Annotated in this window: 13 protein-coding genes, 1 tRNA gene and 2 pseudogenes; 10 read left to right on the top strand and 6 right to left on the bottom strand. The window is 43.1% G+C overall.

Annotated elements, in window-relative coordinates:
- Positions 1–594: pseudogene (locus V7K67_RS31445) on the top strand (WD40 repeat domain-containing protein); the annotation flags it as partial.
- A gap of 150 nt (positions 595–744) precedes the next feature.
- Here V7K67_RS31445 and V7K67_RS31450 read toward each other — a convergent pair.
- Positions 745–1,725, bottom strand: coding sequence for an aldo/keto reductase (locus V7K67_RS31450; RefSeq protein WP_334709451.1), 981 nt, complete (start codon positions 1,723–1,725; stop codon positions 745–747).
- Positions 1,726–2,526: 801 nt separating this feature from the next.
- Between V7K67_RS31450 and V7K67_RS31455 the strand changes: the two genes are divergently transcribed.
- From V7K67_RS31455 to V7K67_RS31475, 5 genes are all read left to right on the top strand, one after another.
- Positions 2,527–5,625: a PAS domain S-box protein gene (locus V7K67_RS31455; protein ID WP_334730040.1), complete on the top strand. Its 3,099-nt coding sequence runs from the start codon at positions 2,527–2,529 to the stop codon at positions 5,623–5,625.
- A 170-nt stretch (positions 5,626–5,795) separates the two neighbouring features.
- Complete coding sequence (locus V7K67_RS31460; RefSeq protein ID WP_334730039.1) at positions 5,796–6,059, top strand: beta-lactamase hydrolase domain-containing protein; 264 nt, start codon at positions 5,796–5,798, stop codon at positions 6,057–6,059.
- Between the two features lie 629 nt (positions 6,060–6,688).
- Positions 6,689–9,100, top strand: coding sequence for a sucrose synthase (locus tag V7K67_RS31465; protein ID WP_335169941.1), 2,412 nt, complete (start codon positions 6,689–6,691; stop codon positions 9,098–9,100).
- Positions 9,101–9,317: 217 nt separating this feature from the next.
- The gene (pgmB, locus tag V7K67_RS31470; protein WP_335169943.1) at positions 9,318–12,290 is read left to right on the top strand and encodes a beta-phosphoglucomutase; all 2,973 of its coding nucleotides are present in this window, start codon (positions 9,318–9,320) and stop codon (positions 12,288–12,290) included.
- Between the two features lie 155 nt (positions 12,291–12,445).
- The gene (locus tag V7K67_RS31475; protein WP_334730036.1) at positions 12,446–12,640 is read left to right on the top strand and encodes a hypothetical protein; all 195 of its coding nucleotides are present in this window, start codon (positions 12,446–12,448) and stop codon (positions 12,638–12,640) included.
- 101 nt (positions 12,641–12,741) lie between these two features.
- On the opposite strand, the gene V7K67_RS31480 is transcribed toward V7K67_RS31475, so the two are convergent.
- Together V7K67_RS31480 and V7K67_RS31485 are read right to left on the bottom strand one after the other, a co-directional pair.
- Complete coding sequence (locus tag V7K67_RS31480) at positions 12,742–13,005, bottom strand: hypothetical protein (RefSeq protein WP_334730035.1); 264 nt, start codon at positions 13,003–13,005, stop codon at positions 12,742–12,744.
- A gap of 135 nt (positions 13,006–13,140) precedes the next feature.
- Positions 13,141–13,213: transfer RNA gene (locus V7K67_RS31485), tRNA-Val, on the bottom strand.
- Between the two features lie 142 nt (positions 13,214–13,355).
- Here V7K67_RS31485 and V7K67_RS31490 point away from each other — a divergent pair.
- Both V7K67_RS31490 and mazG read left to right on the top strand, forming a co-directional pair.
- Positions 13,356–13,943, top strand: coding sequence for a metal-binding protein (locus V7K67_RS31490; RefSeq protein ID WP_334730034.1), 588 nt, complete (start codon positions 13,356–13,358; stop codon positions 13,941–13,943).
- Between the two features lie 51 nt (positions 13,944–13,994).
- Complete coding sequence (gene mazG, locus V7K67_RS31495; RefSeq protein WP_335169946.1) at positions 13,995–14,819, top strand: nucleoside triphosphate pyrophosphohydrolase; 825 nt, start codon at positions 13,995–13,997, stop codon at positions 14,817–14,819.
- Here the strand turns inward: mazG and V7K67_RS31500 are convergent.
- Positions 14,789–15,184, bottom strand: a complete 396-nt coding sequence (locus V7K67_RS31500) for a hypothetical protein (RefSeq protein WP_334730032.1) — start codon at positions 15,182–15,184, stop codon at positions 14,789–14,791. The two genes, mazG and V7K67_RS31500, sit on opposite strands and share 31 nt — an antisense overlap.
- A 90-nt stretch (positions 15,185–15,274) precedes the next feature.
- Between V7K67_RS31500 and V7K67_RS31505 the strand changes: the two are divergent.
- Positions 15,275–15,475: pseudogene (locus V7K67_RS31505) on the top strand (ATP-binding protein); the annotation flags it as partial.
- Between the two features lie 806 nt (positions 15,476–16,281).
- Here V7K67_RS31505 and V7K67_RS31510 read toward each other — a convergent pair.
- Positions 16,282–18,267: a zinc metalloprotease HtpX gene (locus tag V7K67_RS31510; protein ID WP_335169948.1), complete on the bottom strand. Its 1,986-nt coding sequence runs from the start codon at positions 18,265–18,267 to the stop codon at positions 16,282–16,284.
- 407 nt (positions 18,268–18,674) lie between these two features.
- On the opposite strand from V7K67_RS31510, the gene V7K67_RS31515 reads away from it, so the two are divergent.
- Entirely contained in the window at positions 18,675–19,991 is a 1,317-nt protein-coding gene (locus V7K67_RS31515) for a glutamate-5-semialdehyde dehydrogenase (RefSeq protein WP_335169949.1), read from the top strand.
- A gap of 32 nt (positions 19,992–20,023) precedes the next feature.
- Here V7K67_RS31515 and V7K67_RS31520 read toward each other — a convergent pair whose 3' ends face one another.
- The gene (locus V7K67_RS31520; RefSeq protein ID WP_334733784.1) at positions 20,024–20,731 is read right to left on the bottom strand and encodes a GUN4 domain-containing protein; all 708 of its coding nucleotides are present in this window, start codon (positions 20,729–20,731) and stop codon (positions 20,024–20,026) included.
- Positions 20,732–20,920 lie beyond the last annotated feature (189 nt).

Genomic DNA, 20,920 nt, shown 5'->3' on the forward strand with positions numbered 1-20,920 from the left:
GATGGTCAGTGGATTGTCAGTGCCAGCAATGATTCGACAGTGCGCTTGTGGGATATTCACGGCAACCCTATTGGTCAACCTTGGCGCGGACATGAAAAAGAAGTTAATTCTGTCGCCTTTAGCCCTGATGGTCAGTGGATTGTCAGTGCCAGCAATGATTCGACAGTGCGCTTGTGGGATATTCACGGCAACCCTATTGGTCAACCTTGGCGCGGACATGAGTATTGGGGAAATTCCGCAGCTTTTAGCCCTGATGGTAAACTGATTGCCAGTGGTAGTCTTGATGGAACAGTTCACTTGTGGCACTGTGGGTGGCAAGAATGGTTGCAAGTTTGCTGCAACAGGTTACATTATCATCCTGTCTTTCAAAATCCTGAAAATGGCAGTGATGTAGAAATTGCCCACCAAACTTGTCAAAAATATGTATGGAATCCACAATGCCCTAAACAGTTGAACAACCAAGGTGCAGCAAAGCTAAAAGAGAAAGCTTTTTCAGCAGCTTTGGAGGACTTTAAGCAAGCAGTTCAACTTAATTTCACATCGCACTGGAAACATCGTCTTGCTTGGCAATCAGTACCCACAGAGAACCAATAACTTTTTGTGCGTTCCATGATGCGCTGCACAACATCTTTCACCACCATTCCATTAGACATCTGGTGAAAATGAATGTAGAGACGTAGCAGTGCTACGTCTCTACAAGGACTCTGGATAACGCATATTTAATTTCTGGAGATGTCTATTAGATCAACGGTTAACAGTACTCATATCAGGGTAGCGCTCACCTGCGGCCACATTTTTTGGTGCAACTGCTTCAAGTCGATTCAAATCTTGTTCAGTCAGAGTAATTTCGGTAGCTGCAATATTCTCCTCCAAGTAAGTACGGCGTTTTGTACCTGGAATTGGTACTATATCTTCGCCTTGAGCCAAAAGCCATGCTAGTGCAAGCTGACTAGAAGTTACTCCTTTTTCGGTGGCAATTGCCTTGACTTGCTCTACTAATTGCAAGTTCTTATAGAAATTTTCACCTTGAAAGCGGGGTGAATTTCTTCGATAGTCATCAGGTGCCAGATCGTCAGGGCTGGTGATTGCACCGGATAAAAACCCTCTTCCTAATGGGCTATAGGGAACAAACCCAATTCCTAATTCCCGTACAGTAGGTAAAATCTCATCCTCTGGCTCTCGACTCCAAAGAGAGTATTCTGTTTGTAGTGCAGTAATGGGATGAACTGCTTGCGCTCGTCGAATTGTAGCTGGCGCAGCTTCCGAGAGTCCTAAATAGCGCACTTTACCAAGCTTGACTAACTCTGCCATTGCCCCTACTGTATCTTCAATGGGTACAGTTGGATCTACCCGATGTTGATAATAGAGGTCAATAACTTCAACTCCCAGACGTTTTAGCGAGGCATCACAGGCTGTTTGGACATATTCTGGTCTGCCACTAATTCCTTTCCAACCACCATCTTCAGTGCGGACATTGCCAAACTTAGTTGCTAATACTACTTGATCTCGGCGATCTTTAATTGCTTTACCTACTAGTTGCTCGTTGGTAAAGGGCCCATACATATCAGCAGTGTCAAGGAAATTTACCCCAAGTTCTAATGCCCGATGAATTGTAGCGATCGCCTCAATTTCATCACGACCACTATAAAACTCAGACATTCCCATACAACCAAGTCCAATAGTTGAAACTTCTAACCCTTGTTTGCCTAGTTTTCTAGTTTTCATAAAATAATACCCTAATCAGTAATTCATCTTAGAATCTTAGGTCTTTTCTGCTCACTAAGTCATCTATTCTTAGAAGTATTTACTGAGGGAGTTCCGAAAAATAAATTAGCTTAATAGACCTCTGGCAAAAGTCCCTAACACCCCACTGGCTCTCCTCTACGGTGTATACACAAGTGCTAAAATCTTTGCCAGGCAAGAGATAAAGCTTAGTGGATAAGGTTTTGAGTTAATCAAGCTGATTATCAATAGTGTTGCATTATTGATATAGGTATAACGGAAAATCAAGGATTTTAAAAATAATTTTCCGTTTTTTCTGTCCATTTGGTTGCCAACTCGACTTGTGTGTACACCGTAGCCTTGATAAGACAGGGTAGTTTCATACAAACAGAGAAAAATTAAAATCGGGTTTCAAGCACAAACCTTCTGGTGATGTTCGGGAGCAAGGATTTAATATCTCCACTCATCAATTAATTAATTTCAAATATTTAACACTAACAATATTACCAAGACCATCAATTAAGGTAATCTCTGGAGATAACAGATCATCTATTTCTAATTTGACAATAGAATGAGGTTGGTGGCTCTAAAAGTCTATCTATTTCCCGGTTTAGTTACTAACTCGCACTATGTCTTATGTATTCGGTCTTGTAAGATTGGCAGCGTGCATTTATCAATGTACTTGATTGATTTATCTGGAGACATATAATTCCTGATTTTCAACAATTTACTTTTTTTAGCTGGTGCTAGCTTCTGCTAGTTCGTCCTCATATAAAAAAGATCATTAGAATTGACAAATTAACCATGCGATTCAACGATCGACTGTTTAACTTACCTAGCTTGAATCATGTTATTAATCGTTCTCCATTAACGATTAGCCCTGATAGTTTTGTACTCGAAGCTATTGTCTTGATGAGCCAGGAAAGATGTAGTAATTATGCATCTACAAACTTAAATTTTTCATTGGATTTAAACCCCATAAATCAACCATTAACTGGTTGTGTATTGGTTATGGAGGAGGCAGATTTATTAGGTATTTTTACAGGAAAAGATGTACTTAGGCTGATAGCTTCTGGCATAGACTTATCGGCGGTGACAATGGCTGAAGTGATGATGCAGCCAGTAGTTACCCTTAGACAATCAGATTTCCAAGATATTTTTATCGCTTTATCGTTATTGCGTCAGCATCATATTTGCCATCTACCCGTTTTAGACAATCGCGGGCAATTACTAGGAATTATCACTGAAACTAGCTTGCTACAAGCCTTTGATCTGATAAAAATGGTTGGGATTGTTGAAGGCTTACAGCAATATTTACAAAAACCCACAGATGAATTCAGGTGGGTTAATCAGCCAATTGAGATCGAGCAAGTCTGCCGCCAAACTCAAAATAACTTAAAACTATGGGTTGAGGCACAATCAGCTAAAATCATACAAGTTAATCAGGAACTTCAGCAAGCCCTCGAAGAACTCCAGATTGTGAAAGAAGAATTACGGCAAGCTTACGATGAGTTAGAAAAACGAGTGGCGGAACGCACAGCAGAACTTGTGATGTCCAATGTCATATTGCAACAAGAAATTATTGAACGCCAACGCGCAGAAGTTGCATTACGGCAGAGTGAAAACCTCTACCGCCAACTCGTAGAAAGCCAAACTGACATAATTATCCGCATTGATTTGCAAGGGAAGATTACCTTTGCCAATATGACTGCTTGTCAAACCTTCGGTTGGAAACAAGATGAGTTTCTTGGTCAGTCATTTCTCCAGTTTTTTCATTCCGATGACTTGCCTCTAGTAGTGGAAAGTATGACAGTTTTAGGATCTTCATCTCACCCCTTAACTAATTGTGAGCGACGTTCATTTACAGTTAACGGTATGCGCTGGTTTCAATGGAATACGATCGCAATTCATAATGACAAAGGAGAGATTATTGAAATACAAGGGGTAGGCAGAGATATTACCGCACAGCAAGCTGCGCTACATGAACGCCAACTCGCCGAAGTAGCACTGTCTCAAAGCGAGGAGAAATTTCGCACTTTTTCCGAAAACACCCACGCTATGATCTGGATTTGTAGCACAGATTTATTCCACCCTTTGTATATTAGTCCTGCTTATGAGAAGATTTGGGGTCAATCTTCCCAGGGTTTATTTCAGCAGCCAAAATCTTGGATAGATACCGTTCATCCAGACGATCGCGATCGCGCCACCCAATCAATCGAGCAACTGCTTAATGATAGTCAATCCATTTCAGCAGAATATCGGATTTTGCGACCTGATGGATCGGTGCGCTGGGTTTGGAATCGGGGCTTTGCTGTCTATGATCACCAAGGAAAAGTTAAGTACTATGGTGGCATTGCCGAAGATATCACCGAGCGCAAGCTGGCGGAACAAAAAATCTCCGAACAAGCCGCTTTACTCGATATCGCTACCGACGCCATATTAGTTCGAGATTTTCAGTCTCAAATCTTATTCTGGAATCAAGGTGCAGAGCGGATGTACGGTTGGCTTTCTACAGAGGTTATGGGAAAAGACCTCCATGAGATTTTGTACCCAGCAGGAACTCAGCACCAACTGGAAGAACCGCTAAAAAGTGTAATTGAGAGTGGCTCATGGCATGGTGAGTTACATAAAGTTACAAAATCCGGTGAGAAAATTATTGTGGAAAGCCGCTGGACATTGATGCGCGATCCTGCGGGAGAACCCAAATCCATTTTGACTGTTGACACTGACATCACCGAAAAGAAACAACTCGAAGAGCAGTTTTTTCGCACCCAGCGATTGGAAAGCCTTGGTACCCTTGCAGGTGGTATTGCTCACGACTTGAACAATATATTTACACCAATTTTGGCAGCCGCTCAATTGTTACAGGGAAAATTTTTCCAAGACGAGGAGCGTTCTGGGCAATTAATGGCACTCGTAGAAACTAACGCCAGACGGGGAGCAGCTTTAGTGAAGCAAGTTTTGTCTTTTGCGCGAGGTTTTAAAGGAGAGCCGACAATTATCCAAGTCAAGCGCCTGATTTCAGAAATTATTCAAATTGCTAAACATACATTTCCTAAATCTATTGAATTTTCCACGGTTATCCCAGAAGACATTTGGGCTATCACTGGGGATACCACGCAACTGTATCAAGTGTTGATGAATCTAGTAGTAAATGCTCGCGATGCTTTGCCTTATGGCGGCAATATCAAAATTTCTGCGGAAAATAAGTTTATTGATGAAGCTTATACCAGAATGAATCTCGATACCAAAGTTGGGCCTTATATTGTGATTACTGTTGCCGATAATGGAATTGGGATACCGCCATTCGTATTAGATAGGATTTTTGAGCCATTTTTCACGACAAAAGAGGTCAACAAAGGTACGGGACTTGGACTTTCAACAGTGCTGGGCATCATTAGAAGCCACGACGGTTTTATCAAAGTGTCTAGCAATGTTGGTAGAGGTAGCAAATTTGACCTATTTTTACCAGCAGTGGAAACAACCCAAGCGTTCAAAATAGAAGACCTGGATTTGCTTCCAGGTCAGGGAGAATTGATTTTAGTGGTAGATGATGAAGCCCAAATTCGGGAGATTGCCACAATCATTCTAGAAAACCATAACTATAAGATACTTGCTGCTAGTAATGGCATAGAGGCGATCGCACTTTATGCTCAACACAAGCATCAAATCAATGCTGTATTAATGGATATAATGATGCCGGAAATGGATGGAATTACCGCTATTCGCACCTTGCAAAAAATGAACAAGCAAGTTCAAATTATTGCCTGTAGCGGTCTGAACTCAATGGAGGTCTTTACTCAATCTGCTGATGTTAATGTGCAAACAGTTTTATTAAAACCCTATACCGCTAGAGAATTATTGAACAGTTTACATCACCTATTTAGAGTCCAGGAGTGCTGAGTAAAGAAGTGAGATTCCCCACTCAGCACTCGGAACGGGCTAAACGCCCCGCTACCGCTAACGGAACTCGGAACTGTTTTGCCCAATGCCCAATCCCTCACAAGATCCTCAGCTTGTTTTACTAAATTTAGAGTAGGGGTAACTTTGGTAAGATCAGGTTAATCGGGCTGATGAATATTATTAGGAAAATTAATGATGAGCTAGCGATCGCAGGGCAAATTACACTAGATCAGCTACAACAAATAGGTGATGAGGGTTATAGGTCTGTAGTCAACCTCCGTTTGTCTGACGAAACAGGCTTTCTGGTTAATGAACAAGAGAAGACTGAGCTTTTGGGATTGTACTACGTTAACTTCCCGACTAGACCTGAAGACATTACAGCACTTCCGGCAGCTATGATAGGAGAGGGGCAAGAGGAAAACTGTATTGCATAATAGCCGGAAGCGCTGTAATCATCAAGGTATGCTTCAGATATATCAGACCATCACTGAATTACCCAAACCAATACTGATACATTAGACATCTCCAGAAATTAAATATGCGTTATCCAGAATCCTTGTAGAGACGTAGCACTGCTACGTCTCTACATTCATTTTCACCAGATGTCTATTGTGATAATTCAATTCGTTCAGCCGCGATCGCATTGTTGTATATCGCCCTCAAACAGGGTATAGCATTTGAAAAAGCATTGTAAAAAGTTATTAATATAGGCTTAATATAGCTATCCACTGATAATTTAAGATAATAAACTAGTGGACATTCTTACCTAAATTAATTAGACATATCCAGAAATTAAATATGTGTTATCTATAACCATTGTAGAGACGTAGCGCACTGCTATGTCTCTACATTCTTTTTCACCAGATGTCTATTGGTTATGGGATATTAGTTATTTCCCTTGCCCCCAGTCCCTAATCCTATCGACTCGCCGCATTTCACCCCAAAGCTAGACGCAAAGATTTTTATAGTTATTTAAAATCATGAGGGAAATGTACCTCAGAGAACCGAAAACTAGAGAGAAAAATGAGGTCGTAGCCTAACTAAATTTCTGGAATTCGTCATCATGTATGAACTAGTTCAAGCTGTCATCAACGGTGATGAAAAAACTGATTTGCATCAGTTTATTTGTGCGTTGAGTGCTTCAGGTAAGCGTTACTTTCTAAGAAATGAGATTTTGCAAGCTTTTGCTGATTACTGCGATCAATCTCAAAAGCCAGCCTATTTTTATTACTCTTCTTCTGTTGGCAAACTGATACAATATACCCACGAAATAATTCTTGAAGAAGAAAGTACTTGGTTTGTAATTCGACCCAGGATTGCCAACCAAGAAGTTTGGAAGCTGAAAGCCGACTTTAGTAGCTTCGAGCAGATGACGCCTCAAACGCTGTTAGATGTGAGAGATCGCCTAGTCAACCGCTACCAACCCGACATCCTCGAAATCGACCTCCACCCCTTCTATGAGAATTCCCCAAGAATCGATGACGCCAGAAATATCGGTCAAGGTTTAGCCTTCCTCAACCGTTATCTGTGCAATCAATTATTGACTGACCCTGAATATTGGGTAGAAATGTTATTTAAGGCATTACGTGGGCTGCAATGCAATGGCATTCGCCTGTTGTTGAGCGATCGCATTGACTCTGGTATTCAGTTAGCCAAACAAATTAAGCCAGCGCTCAAATTGCTGAGTGAGCGATCGCCTCATGAACCTTATGAAAAATTTAGCATTGACCTCCAAGAACTCGGTTTTGAGCCGGGTTGGGGTAACACTGCGGCGCGAGTCTCTGAAACCTTAGAACTCCTCGACCGACTCATTTACTCCCCAGAACCCGGCATCTTAGAAGCCTTTGTAGCCCGTGTCCCCGCGGTCTTTCGCGTCGTTCTCGTTTCCGTCCACGGCTGGGTGGGACAGGAAGATGTTTTAGGAAGAGATGAAACACTCGGTCAAGTTATCTATGTCCTCGAACAAGCACGCAGCTTAGAAAACGAACTAAGTGAACAAATTAAACTCGCTGGACTCGACCGACTAGGCATTAAACCCCATATTATTATTCTCACCCGGCTAATTCCTAACTGTGAAGGAACATTTTGTAACCTGCACTTAGAAAAAGTTCAAGATACTGAGAATGCTTGGATATTGCGCGTTCCTTTTGGTGAATTCAATCCAGAAATTACCAACAATTGGATTTCTAAATTTGAGATTTGGCCTTATTTAGAACAATTTGCACTCGATGCAGAACAAGAATTACTAGCTCAATTTAAAGTCAAACCTAATCTGATTGTTGGTAACTACAGCGACGGTAACTTAGTAGCCTTTCTCCTCTCTCGCCGGATGAAAGTTACCCAGTGCAACATTGCCCATTCCTTGGCAAAACCTAAATATCTATTTAGCAATTTATATTGGCAAGATTTAGAAGACCAATATCACTTCTCGGTACAATTCACCGCCGATTTGATTAGCATGAATGCAGCCGACTTCATCATCACATCGTCCTATCAAGAAATTGTCGGCACACCCGATACTATCGGTCAATACGAATCGTATAAATGGTTTACGATGCCGCAGTTGTATCATGTAGTTGATGGCATTGATTTGTTTAGTCCTAAATTCAACTTAGTGCCGCCGGGAGTAAATGAAAATATTTTCTTTCCCTATAGCCAAAAAGAAAACCGAGATTCTAACCTGCGGACACAAGTCCACGACTTACTCTTTAGCCGCGAAGACTCCCAAATCTTAGGTCATTTAGATCGCCCCAACAAGCGACCAATCTTTGCCGTTGATACCGTCACCTCAATCAATAATCTAACTGGGTTAGCTGAATGCTTTGGTAAAAGTCAAGATTTGCAAGAGCATTTTAACCTGATTCTCTTAAGTAGTAAACTGCATCTAGATGAAGCTATAAACCGAGAAGAAGCAGAAGAAATTCAAAAACTCCACGACGTTATTAATGAATATCATCTCTATGGCAAGATTCGCTGGGTGGGGATGCGTATTCCTAGCAGTGAACTCGGTGAGGCCTACCGAGTAGTTGCAGATTCTCAGGGAATTTATGTCCATTTTGCCCGCTTTGAATCCTTTGGACGAAGTATTTTGGAAGCGATGATTTCCGGCTTGCCAACTTTTACTACTCAATTTGGCGGTTCTTCAGAAATTATCGAAAACCAAGAAAATGGATTTCATGTTAATCCCACAGACTTAGAAGGAACAGCAAAGAAAATCTTAGACTTCCTTGAAAAATGTGATATTCATGCTGAACACTGGCAAGAAGTTTCAGAATGGATGAGTCAGCGAATTCACCATAAATATAATTGGCATTTACATAGTAATCAATTACTACTGCTGACTAAAATGTTTAGTTTTTGGAACTTTGTTGCTCCCGAAAATAACGAAGCCAGAGATAGGTACATGGAAACCTTATTTCATCTCATTTATAAGCCCAGAGTCGAAAGGATTTTGGAAAAGCATAAGGGGGGATGAGGGGATTGGGGACTGGGGATTGGGGACTGGGGATTGGAGACTGGGAAAAGTTAGAACTTATCTATCTCAGAACTCCGTTCATCCACCTTAGAACTCCGTTCATCCACCTTAGAACTCCGTTCATCTATCTCAAAGACTCATTAACAGAGTTAAAAAACTTATTCATCTACCTCAAAATCCTCAATCCCTAATTCCCATGCCCAATGCCCAATGCCCAATGCCCCACTTTACCTACACAGATTGGATATTAATCGAAACCCAGTTTAATCCTGAGCAATTACAGTCCAAAGAAACTGTTTTTACAATCGGCAATGGATACCTGGGAACAAGAGGCAGTTTTGAAGAGGGTTATCCTCATGCATCGCCAGCTACTTTTATAAACGGTGTCTACGATGATGTGCCTGTGGTGTACACTGAACTGGTAAATTGCCCTGACTGGCTACCCTTGATAGTGATTGTGAATGGCGATCGCTTCCGTCTCGATCAAGGTGAAATATTGCACTATGAGCGACAGCTTGATTTACGCCAAGGATTGCTGACTCGTGCCTTGCGTTGGCGCTCTCCCAGTGGGAATACTATAGATATCAGCTTTGAACGCTTTGCTAGTCTTGCAGATCCGCACCTATTGGCGTTACGCTGCCATTTAACGCCAGTAGATTTTGAGGGGTTAATTGAAGTTCAAGCTAGTATCAATGGCTATCCCGAAAATCAAGGTTTTAATCACTGGGAAGGATTAGATCAGGGCAAAATCGACCAAGGAATCTGGTTGCAACGCCGCACCCGCAGTTCCCGAATTGAACTCGGTATGGCAGCTAAGGTGACAATATTAGGTAGTGAAGCATCTTTGCAAGTCAATACCGCACCTGGTTATCCCACCTTAAGCACGTCCTTCTTCGCGAAAGCGCAGCAGACTGTAACGGTGGAAAAAATCGTGACAGTTTTTACCTCACGGGATATAGAAACACCAGTCACAGCCGCTCAGGAAAAACTCGCGCACCTGTCAGATTACACAACATTACTAAAAGCCAATGAGCAAGCATGGAATGAGGTTTGGCAGCAAAGTGACATCCTGATTGAGGGGGATAGCACAGCTACTTTTGCTGTTCGCTACAATCTGTTTCAACTGCTGATTTCTGCTCCCTGGAATGATGATAGAGTGAGCATTCCCGCTAAAACCCTTTCTGGGTTTGGCTATCGCGGTCATATCTTTTGGGATACAGAAATTTTTATGCAGCCCTTGTTTCTGTTTACCCAGCCAGCGATCGCTCGTAACTTACTCAGTTACCGTTGGCACACCTTAGCCGGAGCTAGACGCAAGGCAATTCATTACGGCTATAAAGGGGCAATGTTTGCCTGGGAAAGTGCTGAGACTGGTGATGAAGTTACACCCCGTTGGGCTATCGGCAGCGATTTTTACGGTGAAGACGTGCGAATTTGGTGCCGTGATCGCGAAATTCATATCAATGCAGATATCCCCTACGCAATTTGGAACTACTGGCAAGCTACTGCTGATGATGAGTGGATGCAAAAGTATGGCGCAGAGGTGATTTTAGATGCTGCGATCTTTTGGAGTAGCCGGGTGGAATTCAATCCTGAGCGTGAAAAGTATGAAATTCGGGGAGTGATCGGAGCGGATGAATACCATGAATTAGTCCACAATAACGCCTTTACAAACCGCATGGCGCAATGGCATCTAGAGAAAGCGATCGCAGTCTATGACTGGTTAGTTCACAAATTTCCCGAACGAGTGACTGAATTAGAGGCGAAACTGCAACTCACCTCCCAAGAGACATCGCACTGGCAAGATATCATCGCTAAAATATTGTTTCTCTATGACCCATCAACAGAACTAATCGAGCAATTCGAGGGATTTTTTCAATCAGAAGATATCAACTTAGCAGATTATGAACCACGCGATCGCTCCATGCAGGCCATCTTGGGTATCGATCAAATCAATAAATATCAAGTAATCAAGCAGCCAGATATATTAATGCTCCTATATTTAATGCGGGAATCAGCAGATTTTCCCTATAACGAAAAAGCATTGCAGACAAACTGGGACTACTATGCACCCCGCACTGATATTACTTATGGTTCGTCTCTTGGCCCATCAGTTCAGGCCATCTTAGCTTCCGACTTGGGCAAATCAACCGAAGCTTACGAACAGTTTATGCGAGCGTTAATGGTTGATCTTGAAGATAATCGAGGTAACACCAGCGATGGAATTCACGGCGCTAGTGCTGGTGGCATTTGGCAAGCTGTAATTTTTGGATTCGGCGGCATCCAATTTACCGAAAATGGCCCCGTAGCCAATCCTCACCTCCCCCCAGGCTGGACGCGCCTAAAGTTTAAACTGCACTGGCAAGGGAAATGGCACGACTTTGATTTGAAGGGATTGGGGACTGGGGACTGGGGACTGGGGACTGGGGGACGGAATAGGGACTGGGAACTGGGGGATAAGGGAACAAAGGGAATAACCAATACCCAATACCCAATACCCAATCCCCAGTCCCCAATACCCAATATCCAAGGATTCATCTTCGATTTAGATGGTGTGTTAACAGATACAGCAGAAGTTCACTACTTAGCTTGGAAAAAGCTAGCAGATGAAGAGGGTATACCGTTTAATCGGGAAGCTAACGAAGCCCTGCGGGGTGTATCCCGTCGTGCTTCTCTGATGCTGATTATTGGCGATAGAACTTATTCAGAAGTACAAATCCAGGAGATGATGGAGCGTAAGAATCGCTACTATGTGGAATTGATCCAAAATATGACACCCAAGGATTTGTTACCAGGTGCGATCGCCCTTTTGGATGAACTGCGGCAAGCTGGGATTAAAATTGGTATTGGTTCAGCTAGCAAAAATGCCCGGACAGTGCTGGAGCGATTAGGCATTGTGGACAAAGTAGATGCGATCGCTGATGGTTATAGTGTACAGGAACCAAAGCCAGCACCAGACTTATTTTTGTACGCAGCCAAACAACTAGGAATCAAACCAGAGCAATCTGTAGTTGTAGAAGATGCTACAGCCGGTATTGATGCAGCCCTAGCCGCTGGTATGTGGGCAGTAGGACTCGGCCCCGTTGCACGAGTTGGAGCCGCTCATGTTGTTTTACCCAGCCTCGCAGGTATTAAATGGGCAGACCTTCGAGATCAATTGATTTCTGCAAGCCACTCGCAGACTCTTTAACCCTCCGCTATCAGCCGAGGTAGAGATTGTGAATCCATTTAAAAAGGCTAGAAACTGCCTCTAAGCTGTCTCTAGCCTTTATTTGTTTACTATTCAGAAATCGAGCAGTTATCCATGATCACGACTGCGCCAGCCCAAAGCTGAGGTACGAGTTTTTGAGCGGTAAATATGGGCTGCCCTATGCCAGTTTCAAAGAGCCAGATGATCCAGGTATCAGCATTTTCTTCCGCATCAAAGGGCAGAGTTATGCAATCTGCTCTGATGTTTGGGATAGAGTTAAAGACAATCTTCGTGCTATAACTGAGGCGATCGCAACTTCTCCCTTCAGGTTTTTAAAGGCCGCTTCGTAGTCGTTCTTCCAGGTGAATTGTGTATTGGGCGTGTCACCTTTTTGGGCAAAGTAGTCTTGTCGTAGCTTGTCTATCCACTGTCCCCAATCCCCAATTCCTGCTCATCTACAAGATATCGACTCCAATCGAACTCGCCTCGTGCCAATAGCCCACCGACAATTTTGGCTTCTGCCTCTGCGTTGCAGTCCGGTGGGGTTGGCGTAAATGCCCAAGGCGAGATACTGCTGATAAGGTTTAGTCTTGTCACTGCCTGGCTTGAGTGGAAGCGTGGCCCGTAATGATAAGCGATCGCCTCTCGCCTCTACCTTCACCCCAATCTTGCCTGCTTTCAGTCTTTCGTTTACCGCCTCAACTGTCCATTTCATGTGCTAGACCTGAGCTAAAATTACTCTGTGATTGCAGGTAATTTCAGGTGATTTAGGATATTAATATTACCGTAAATCGCGGTGGCAAAGTTATGCTTCCAATTAAAAAGCCGCCAAGTGGCGGCTTTTCAACGATGGGCAGTACCAGACTCGAACTGATGACATCCTGCTTGTAAGGCAGGCGCTCTACCAACTGAGCTAACCGCCCTTTTGACTAATCCTTAATTAATATAGCAAAACATTTCGCGTTGCGCTAGTGGTTTCAAGAAAATCTTTTTTCTCTTATACTGACTCAGTATTCAGTTACTCAGCACTGGCTCAACACCCCGCTATCGCTAACAGGATTTAGGATGCCCTCTGGTCGGACGCACGATCGCATTACTATGTATGCTCTGCCATTGGTGGCGGGCGTTACTTTTTGGCAAACTCGCAGTAGCAATGCGACTTTGTTGGTTGCAGGCGGGTTTCTCTTTGGTGGGCTGATGTTTGGCCCCGATTTGGATATTTACTCTGTGCAATTCCAACGCTGGGGTTTTTTGCGTTGGATTTGGCTACCTTATCAAAAAAGTCTCCGCCATCGTTCTTTTTTATCCCACGGGCCGATTATTGGCACGATTTTGCGGATACTTTATCTGGGGTGTTTGCTAGCTATTTTGGCAATTTTCGTTTTGGCGATCGCCGAAAGGTTGTGGAATCTGAGTTTTACTTGGCAAGATTTGGGTGCAACTGTGGGGCGATCGCTCCTGCAATACGATACTGAATATATCGCCCTGTTTTTGGGGTTGGAACTCGGTGCGATGAGTCATTCTCTCAGCGATTGGGGGGGATCGGCTTATAAGCGCGTGCGAAAGCAGGGGGCTCGTGGGTTGCTTCCTAGTGGCAAAATTAAGAGGCAGAAAGTGAGGAGTGGTGGTCGTCGCCCAAGAGTAAAGAAATAATTTTTTTAAACGCAAAGGAACGCTAAGGGAAGGGCAGAGGTACGCAGAGGTATGGAAAAGCAAGAAGAGAGTTTGGCGGCGTTGCAGGAGTTGATTGAGGTGGTGGCAAAATTGCGATCACCTGATGGTGGTTGTCCTTGGGATTTGGCACAAACTGCCGAAACGTTGACACCTTATGTGATTGAGGAAGCTTATGAGGTGGTGGATGCTATTAAGAGTGGGGATAAAGGGGCGATCGCAGAGGAGTTAGGCGATTTATTATTACAGGTGGTATTACAAGCCCAAATCGCTAGCGAATCTGGGCAATTTTCTCTCAAAGAAATAACTCAAGGAATTTCCCAAAAGTTGATTCGCCGTCATCCTCATGTATTTGGTGATGTGTCGGTAGCAAATGTGGATGAAGTGCGGCAAAATTGGGAACAAATTAAAGCGGAGGAAAAAGGCGAAGCATCTCCAGAGGCGCAAAAATTTAGTGCTAAACTCGCTCGTTATGGGCGTACTCTTCCCCCACTGACGGCGGCAATGAAGATTTCTCAAAAAGCTGCTGCGATCGGGTTTGAATGGGAAAATATTCAGGGCGTGTGGGATAAGTTTCATGAGGAGTTGGGAGAGTTACAACAGGCTTTAGCTGAGGAAACACCAGAACGACAAGAAGCAGAATTAGGTGATTTACTATTTGCAGTTATTCAGCTAGCCCGTTGGCATAATCTTGACCCCAGCACGGCTTTACAAGGCACAAATCAGCGCTTTGTCCAGCGATTAGAAAAAATGGAGGCGATTGTTGACCGTCCCCTTTCTGATTACAGTTTGAATGAGTTAGAAAACTTGTGGCAGCAGGCAAAAGCTCAACTTGCCAAAGAAGGGAGTGGGGAGTAGGGAATGGGTACTGGGGATTTGTTACTAGGGATTGGGAAGAGATTTTGATTAGCGATGCTGTGCCAGAGATCGATACTGAATCCTGATAGCTCACCTTTGTTTGACAGCACAAAAGGCGGTATAACTCGTGTAGCTACTAATAATGATTGTTGTGGTTTTTGGGTTTGTCCTGGAGACGCCATTAACAACAATGCCAGAATTGTGCTTACTAATCCTATGCCGGTATACAGTGCTAAGAAACCCTTGGTTTTGCTTTTACGGTTATATCTGCTAATCAGGCTGTTTCTGCCAGTCATAAGTTGGCGAAATCTACTAGCGATCGCATTTATCATCAGAATTTTCTTAGGGTTATGTGCAATGTTCATTTATCATGCCCACCCTATATCAAATATCACGTTCACGATCGCCCAATTTTTTCAGATTTAGGGAAATGGGGGACTGGGGACTGGGGATTACGCCTCCAACAAGTCGTCTGGAATTTGCTCTCTAATGCCGTCAAGTTCACATCTAGCGGGGGACGAGTTGAAGTATGTCTGGAACAGGTAAACTCAAATGTTCAGATAACTGTCTCTGACACAGGTAAGGGAATTAGTGCTGACTTTCTACCTTATATCTTTGAGCGTTTCCGTCAAGCTGATAGCACAACTACTAGAAGCTCTGCAAGCTGGATTCCAAGTGCATCTATCCAAGCCAATCGAGCCAGAAGAGTTGGTGACAGTGGTAGCGAATCTTGCCAAAGGTAATAAAGAGTGCTGAGTAAAAAGTGCTGTTAGCGGTAGCGGGGAGTTGAGCCAGTGCTGAGTAAAAAGACCACCCACAAGGGGTCTTTCAAGGGTAGGTTTTTTAGAATCTCGAAAATAGTTGAGAAAATTCTCAAGTGTTTAACGTAGTTTGGTCGTTTCAGGATTTAAGCGGCGGCTGAAATAGTTAAAATCCACATTCCGCACATGTGACTCAGATTAACCTCAATACGATTTAGCAAAAATTTTGGGTTTTCGAGACGCGATAAATCGCCGTCTCTACAATAGACATCTCCGAAAAACAATGTAGAGACGTAGCACTGCTACGTCTCTACAAGGGTTATGGGTAAAGCATATTTAATTTCTGGAGATGTCTAATAATCAGGCTTGTCATCAAAAAACCTTATCCGAACCGTATTGGGTTCACTTGAGCATTTCTTTGTTTTCTCTGCGTCCTTCTCTGACGAGACGCTGCGCGTTGGCAAAGCCTCTCGCAGAGAAGGCGTTCTTCTCTACGAGACGCTGCGCGAAGGCGGTAGCCTGCGGCAAGCCGCTCCGCGTCTACGTTAAAAAAATTCACTTTGACAAAGAGTTTTAACCTTAACTGAACCGTATTGGCTCATACCTTCCTCGATAAAAAAAGAGGCAGTTACTAACTACCTCCTGACAAATAAAAGCTTGGATGGACTGAGAAATGCTTTGACAGTAGGCTAGAAACTCAGCTATCTGCTGCTCAAAAACATAGTCAAGACCACTCCCAGGATAATCGATCCACCGCTAAGGATGAATGACCAGAAGCGATGATAACTGTTGACAATAGTGCCATTTTCACTCTGGAGTTGAATCAGATCCATCCAAGGCGCAACACCTCGACGGAACCAGCCCACAGCCCCAACTTGTTCACCAATCAAGCTTTGGACTCGCTTCATGCCAAACAGGAAATTGCCGATGGGGCCAAAGCGTGAGGCGTAATGCAGATAAAGCATTCCACTATGATCCTGAATTTTTAAATCGGAACCAAATTTATAACCAGCATCGCCACGACCAATTAGTTGACCTTCAAGTTTTGCAGGTTGTCCACGCAATGGACTGGCATAGGGGTCTGACATCAAAGTGAGAATGTCGGTTTCTGGTGCTTGCTTGTAGTCGGGGAACATTACCAAAGCTTTGACCAAAATTCCGATCCCTAAGCCAATTAGTGGCGCACCCAATACTAAACCCGTGTTTGGGGAACTTGACCACAGAATCACACCCATTACCAAGCCAACGAAGAAACCAATTGTTTCAGCGCCGTACAGTACAACATCTAAAAAGAAGTTGCTGTAAAGCCTACTTTTATTCAGACTTTTACCTTCTCCAATAACTCGCCCCATATCAAACTCGGTCGGTAAACCCAACTGTTCAGCATAGTTGCTCAATGCACGAACTCGTTTACCTGTCAATGGATGAGTAGAATTTAACTCCATCCACCAGCCCCAAGGGTTAAACATATCCCACAGAAAGACGCGACCAATTTTTTGGGTATCGGATGCAATGCGGTAGGCGGTTCCTGTGGAAGCAGCGGCTTTATGGTCATAGATACCCAAGGCGCGAGTCCCTTCAATTAAACGACTGGGTTCTTTTGTGCGCGAACCTTCTTCTAAAATTCCGTAGGCAATCTTCACCAAAGCGCGGGATAATGCATTGGGATTACCTGTACTTTCGGCTGCAAAGTGGTCAGCAAAGTATTCCCGTGTGCGGGAGAGGTACAGCAGTAAATATGTACCGATGACATAAAACACGTAGGCAACTAGGGCAGCAGTTTGCATCGCATCTTTGATTTTGCTATCGCCACCGCGCCCAAATCTTCTGGCTGTGCTGTAAATCAAGTAACAAATTTGCACTAAGGTAGAAGCTACTGTCATCACTGCAAAGTCCCAGTGGACGATGTGCCCCAGTTCGTGAGCGTAGACGGTAGCAATTTCATCGTCATCGAGATATGTGAAAAGTCCTTGACTGACGACTAAACGGGCGCTGTTCGGCAATGAGCCATAAGTAAAAGCTGTGGGGTTTTGGTCGTTAATGATGCCCAAACGGGGCGTTTTCAGCTTTTTCTGTTCACAGACTTGGCGAATAACTTTAGCTGTCTCTGGACTGAGGGTTTCAACTTCTGCCAACTCTACCCAGCGAGTTTGGTAAAGCCAGCTTTGAGTTAAGTCCATGAGAAATGGAGACAGGAAAAAGGCGGCGATATTAAAAACTAGGGTAATACCAATGGCGATCGCTAGCCCTTGGAGTGGATTGTCGCTACCCAAAATAAATACTAGGCTCAAACCTAAAACCAAAACCATGCCAAAGAGCAAGGTCATGGTGACACCAGAAGCTAATGCCAAACTACCACCCACACCCCCCATAGCTAATTTCATCCCAGTGGTAGCGGCGCGACCAGCTTTTTGACTGGCGTTAGATGGCGTTTGGCGGAAGGATTGACTAGCTTGTTCTGCCCAACTGCGAGCCTGTGGGTTTTCACTCATGATTAACTTTTGACACAGGGCCTTGGCTTTTTCGATTTCGCCTGTGGCTTGATAGGCTTTCATCAGCCACATCTGTGCTGAAAGATAATCTGAGGAATCATGTTCAGCGCAATTGCGGCAGAATTGTTCGAGTAATTTAACCGCTTCTTGATAACGCTTTTCTTTTAAGGCATCTAATCCAGATTGCAATGACATAGGATCTCCCTAGCAAAGGAGTGGTATTTGATCTATCAATACTCAATAGATCCAGCGTTCGTCACTGCAATTTCGTAAAAATTTAAATAATAACAGTATAAAATATTTACTTAAGTAAAAGACTAGGGAAACATACATTAGTATGTCTCTCTAGCCTGGGGAACGCATAAATCATATTTAAGATTTTCAAATAAAACCTGTAATAATACTTACAATATCTTTGCTGCTGTAAACTTACTGCCTCTTTGTCTGTGTTTGATATTCAAAGAATAAATGTTTTAAACCCAGTCTTCTTCACCCAATCAGAGTAACTATTTATTACCCAGATGGTTCACCCGATTGGAGGAAGACGAATGATGAACATAACCTCAGATTGATAAGATGAGGAAAAGGTAAAGATTTGTACTATGACTATTTTTGATATTGCTTCTCCCCTAATTACGATCGCAGCGCAAACCCGCCAAGCTGCAAGTAAGCTAGCGATTCTCTCCACTGAGGCAAAAAATCAAGCACTTGTTGCGATCGCTCAAGCTTTAGAATCAGCTAAAGATGAAATTTTACAAGCAAATATTGCTGACTGTAAAGCTGCTACCGCCGAAGGGATTCCCAAACCGCTTTATAAGCGCTTGCAGTTGGATGAACATAAATTAAGAGATGCGATCGCTGGGGTACGAGATGTTGGTAAGCTAGCCGATCCAGTCGGTAAAGTCCAAATTCACCGCGAACTTGACACTGGTTTGATTCTCAAGCGCATCACTTGTCCTTTAGGTGTTGTGGGGATTATTTTTGAAGCCCGTCCAGAAGCGGCGATTCAAATTGTTTCCTTGGCGATTAAATCGGGAAATGGTGTCATCCTCAAAGGTGGAAAGGAAGCGGTACGTTCTTGTGAAGCGATAGTTAAAGCAATTAAACAGGGACTATCTCAAACTGCTGTTAACCCAGATGCAGTACAGTTACTCACAACTAGAGAAGAAACTTTAGAACTGTTGAAATTAGATAAATATGTGGATTTAATTATTCCTAGAGGTTCTAATTCTTTTGTTAGATTTGTTCAGGAAAATACACGCATTCCGGTACTAGGTCACGCCGATGGTATTTGTCATCTTTATATAGATAAAGCGGCTGATATTTCTAAAGCAGTTCCGATTACCGTCGATGCAAAAGCCCAATATCCGGCTGTTTGTAATGCAATTGAAACTTTGCTAGTTCATCAATCAATTGCTACAGAATTTTTACCAAAAGTTGCTGAGGCTTTGCAAGAACGCTATGTAGAATTAAGAGGTGATAAACGCACCTTGGAAATTTTGCCTAACATTGAAACTGCAACAGAAATCGATTGGGAAACAGAATACAGCGATTTTATTTTGTCTATTAAGATTGTAGACTCTATAGAAGATGCGATCGCTCATATTAACGAATATGGTTCTCGTCATACCGATGCGATTATTACTGAAGATTTAGCATCTGTAGAAACTTTCTTTGGACTGGTAAATTCAGCTAATATATTCCACAATTGTTCTACCCGATTTGCTGATGGTTTCCGCTATGGTTTCGGTGCAGAAGTAGGGATTAGTACGCAACAAATGCCTCCCCGCGGCCCCGTTGGTTTAGAAGGATTAGTGACATATAAATATCAAATGACTGGCGATGGTCATATTGTAGCTAGTTACACCGGGGAGAATGCAAAGGCTTTTACTCATCAGGATTTGGAGATGACTTTTTAACTGTGCGATGGTACAAAAAAACTCATTTTGAATTAAAAGCGACACCTTCCTAACGCTCCACTTAAAGCGACATTGAAGTTATACCCTATTTCCACTGTTGGAAGATGACCAGGCGGGGGGTCTTTGTAGTTTGGCTCCTTCCCTGGTAAAAATTCCATTCTTCTGGTTTGGGGATTATAAGTCAATTGAAACAGCCACTCGTTTGATGGTGGTAATTTTTGCCATCCCACTTTGTCATACATCCGACGATAGTCACCCAGCGCCCTGACAATGTTCATTTGCAAGGTAAAACCTTGCTGACCATTACTGGCTACACTCCAAAGCTGATCTATTGTCCTTAAATCAGTACAGGGGAGAGTATTCATTTCATCTTGAGGAGTCATACCACTTGCTTGTGCCTTTGGTCCTGCTGCGTCTAGCATCCGAAGATATGTCTCTCGGTCGGCCGATCTCCAGTCTTTAAGTTGCAAATATTCACGCAATTTACTGTAATCAACATTGCGATCGCTACGAAGTTGTACTTCATCAAGTGAGTGAGGATTAGTGGATCGGATATCTGGGGTTACTGCTACTGTAGATTTCGGATTTGTAAGTGTGTTAGTTGCTAGAAATGGCGTAGCAGTAGGTGTAGTTCCCGGCTTTGTGAAGCCATACCAGACAATTGCCCCTGCTACACTAAACAAACCCGCAATTACTAGCAAGGTTAGTAGATATATTCCTGTCTTATTATTCTTTCCCATTGTCAACAGTGTACAACCTTTATTAATCCTACACAAACTGAAAAGGTATACACACTATAAAGTAGGTGTAATCTTATTATAAGATTATACTGATTAGAATACCATATTTATCTTCTTTTCGATTCGACACACTCTAGCAACTTTTTAGAATAAAATAGTCCTGCTCTAGCACGGTGTCACTCATAGCGT

Origin of the sequence: Nostoc sp. (assembly GCF_036917155.1) — a bacterium.
In the GTDB taxonomy this organism is placed as follows: domain Bacteria; phylum Cyanobacteriota; class Cyanobacteriia; order Cyanobacteriales; family Nostocaceae; genus Nostoc.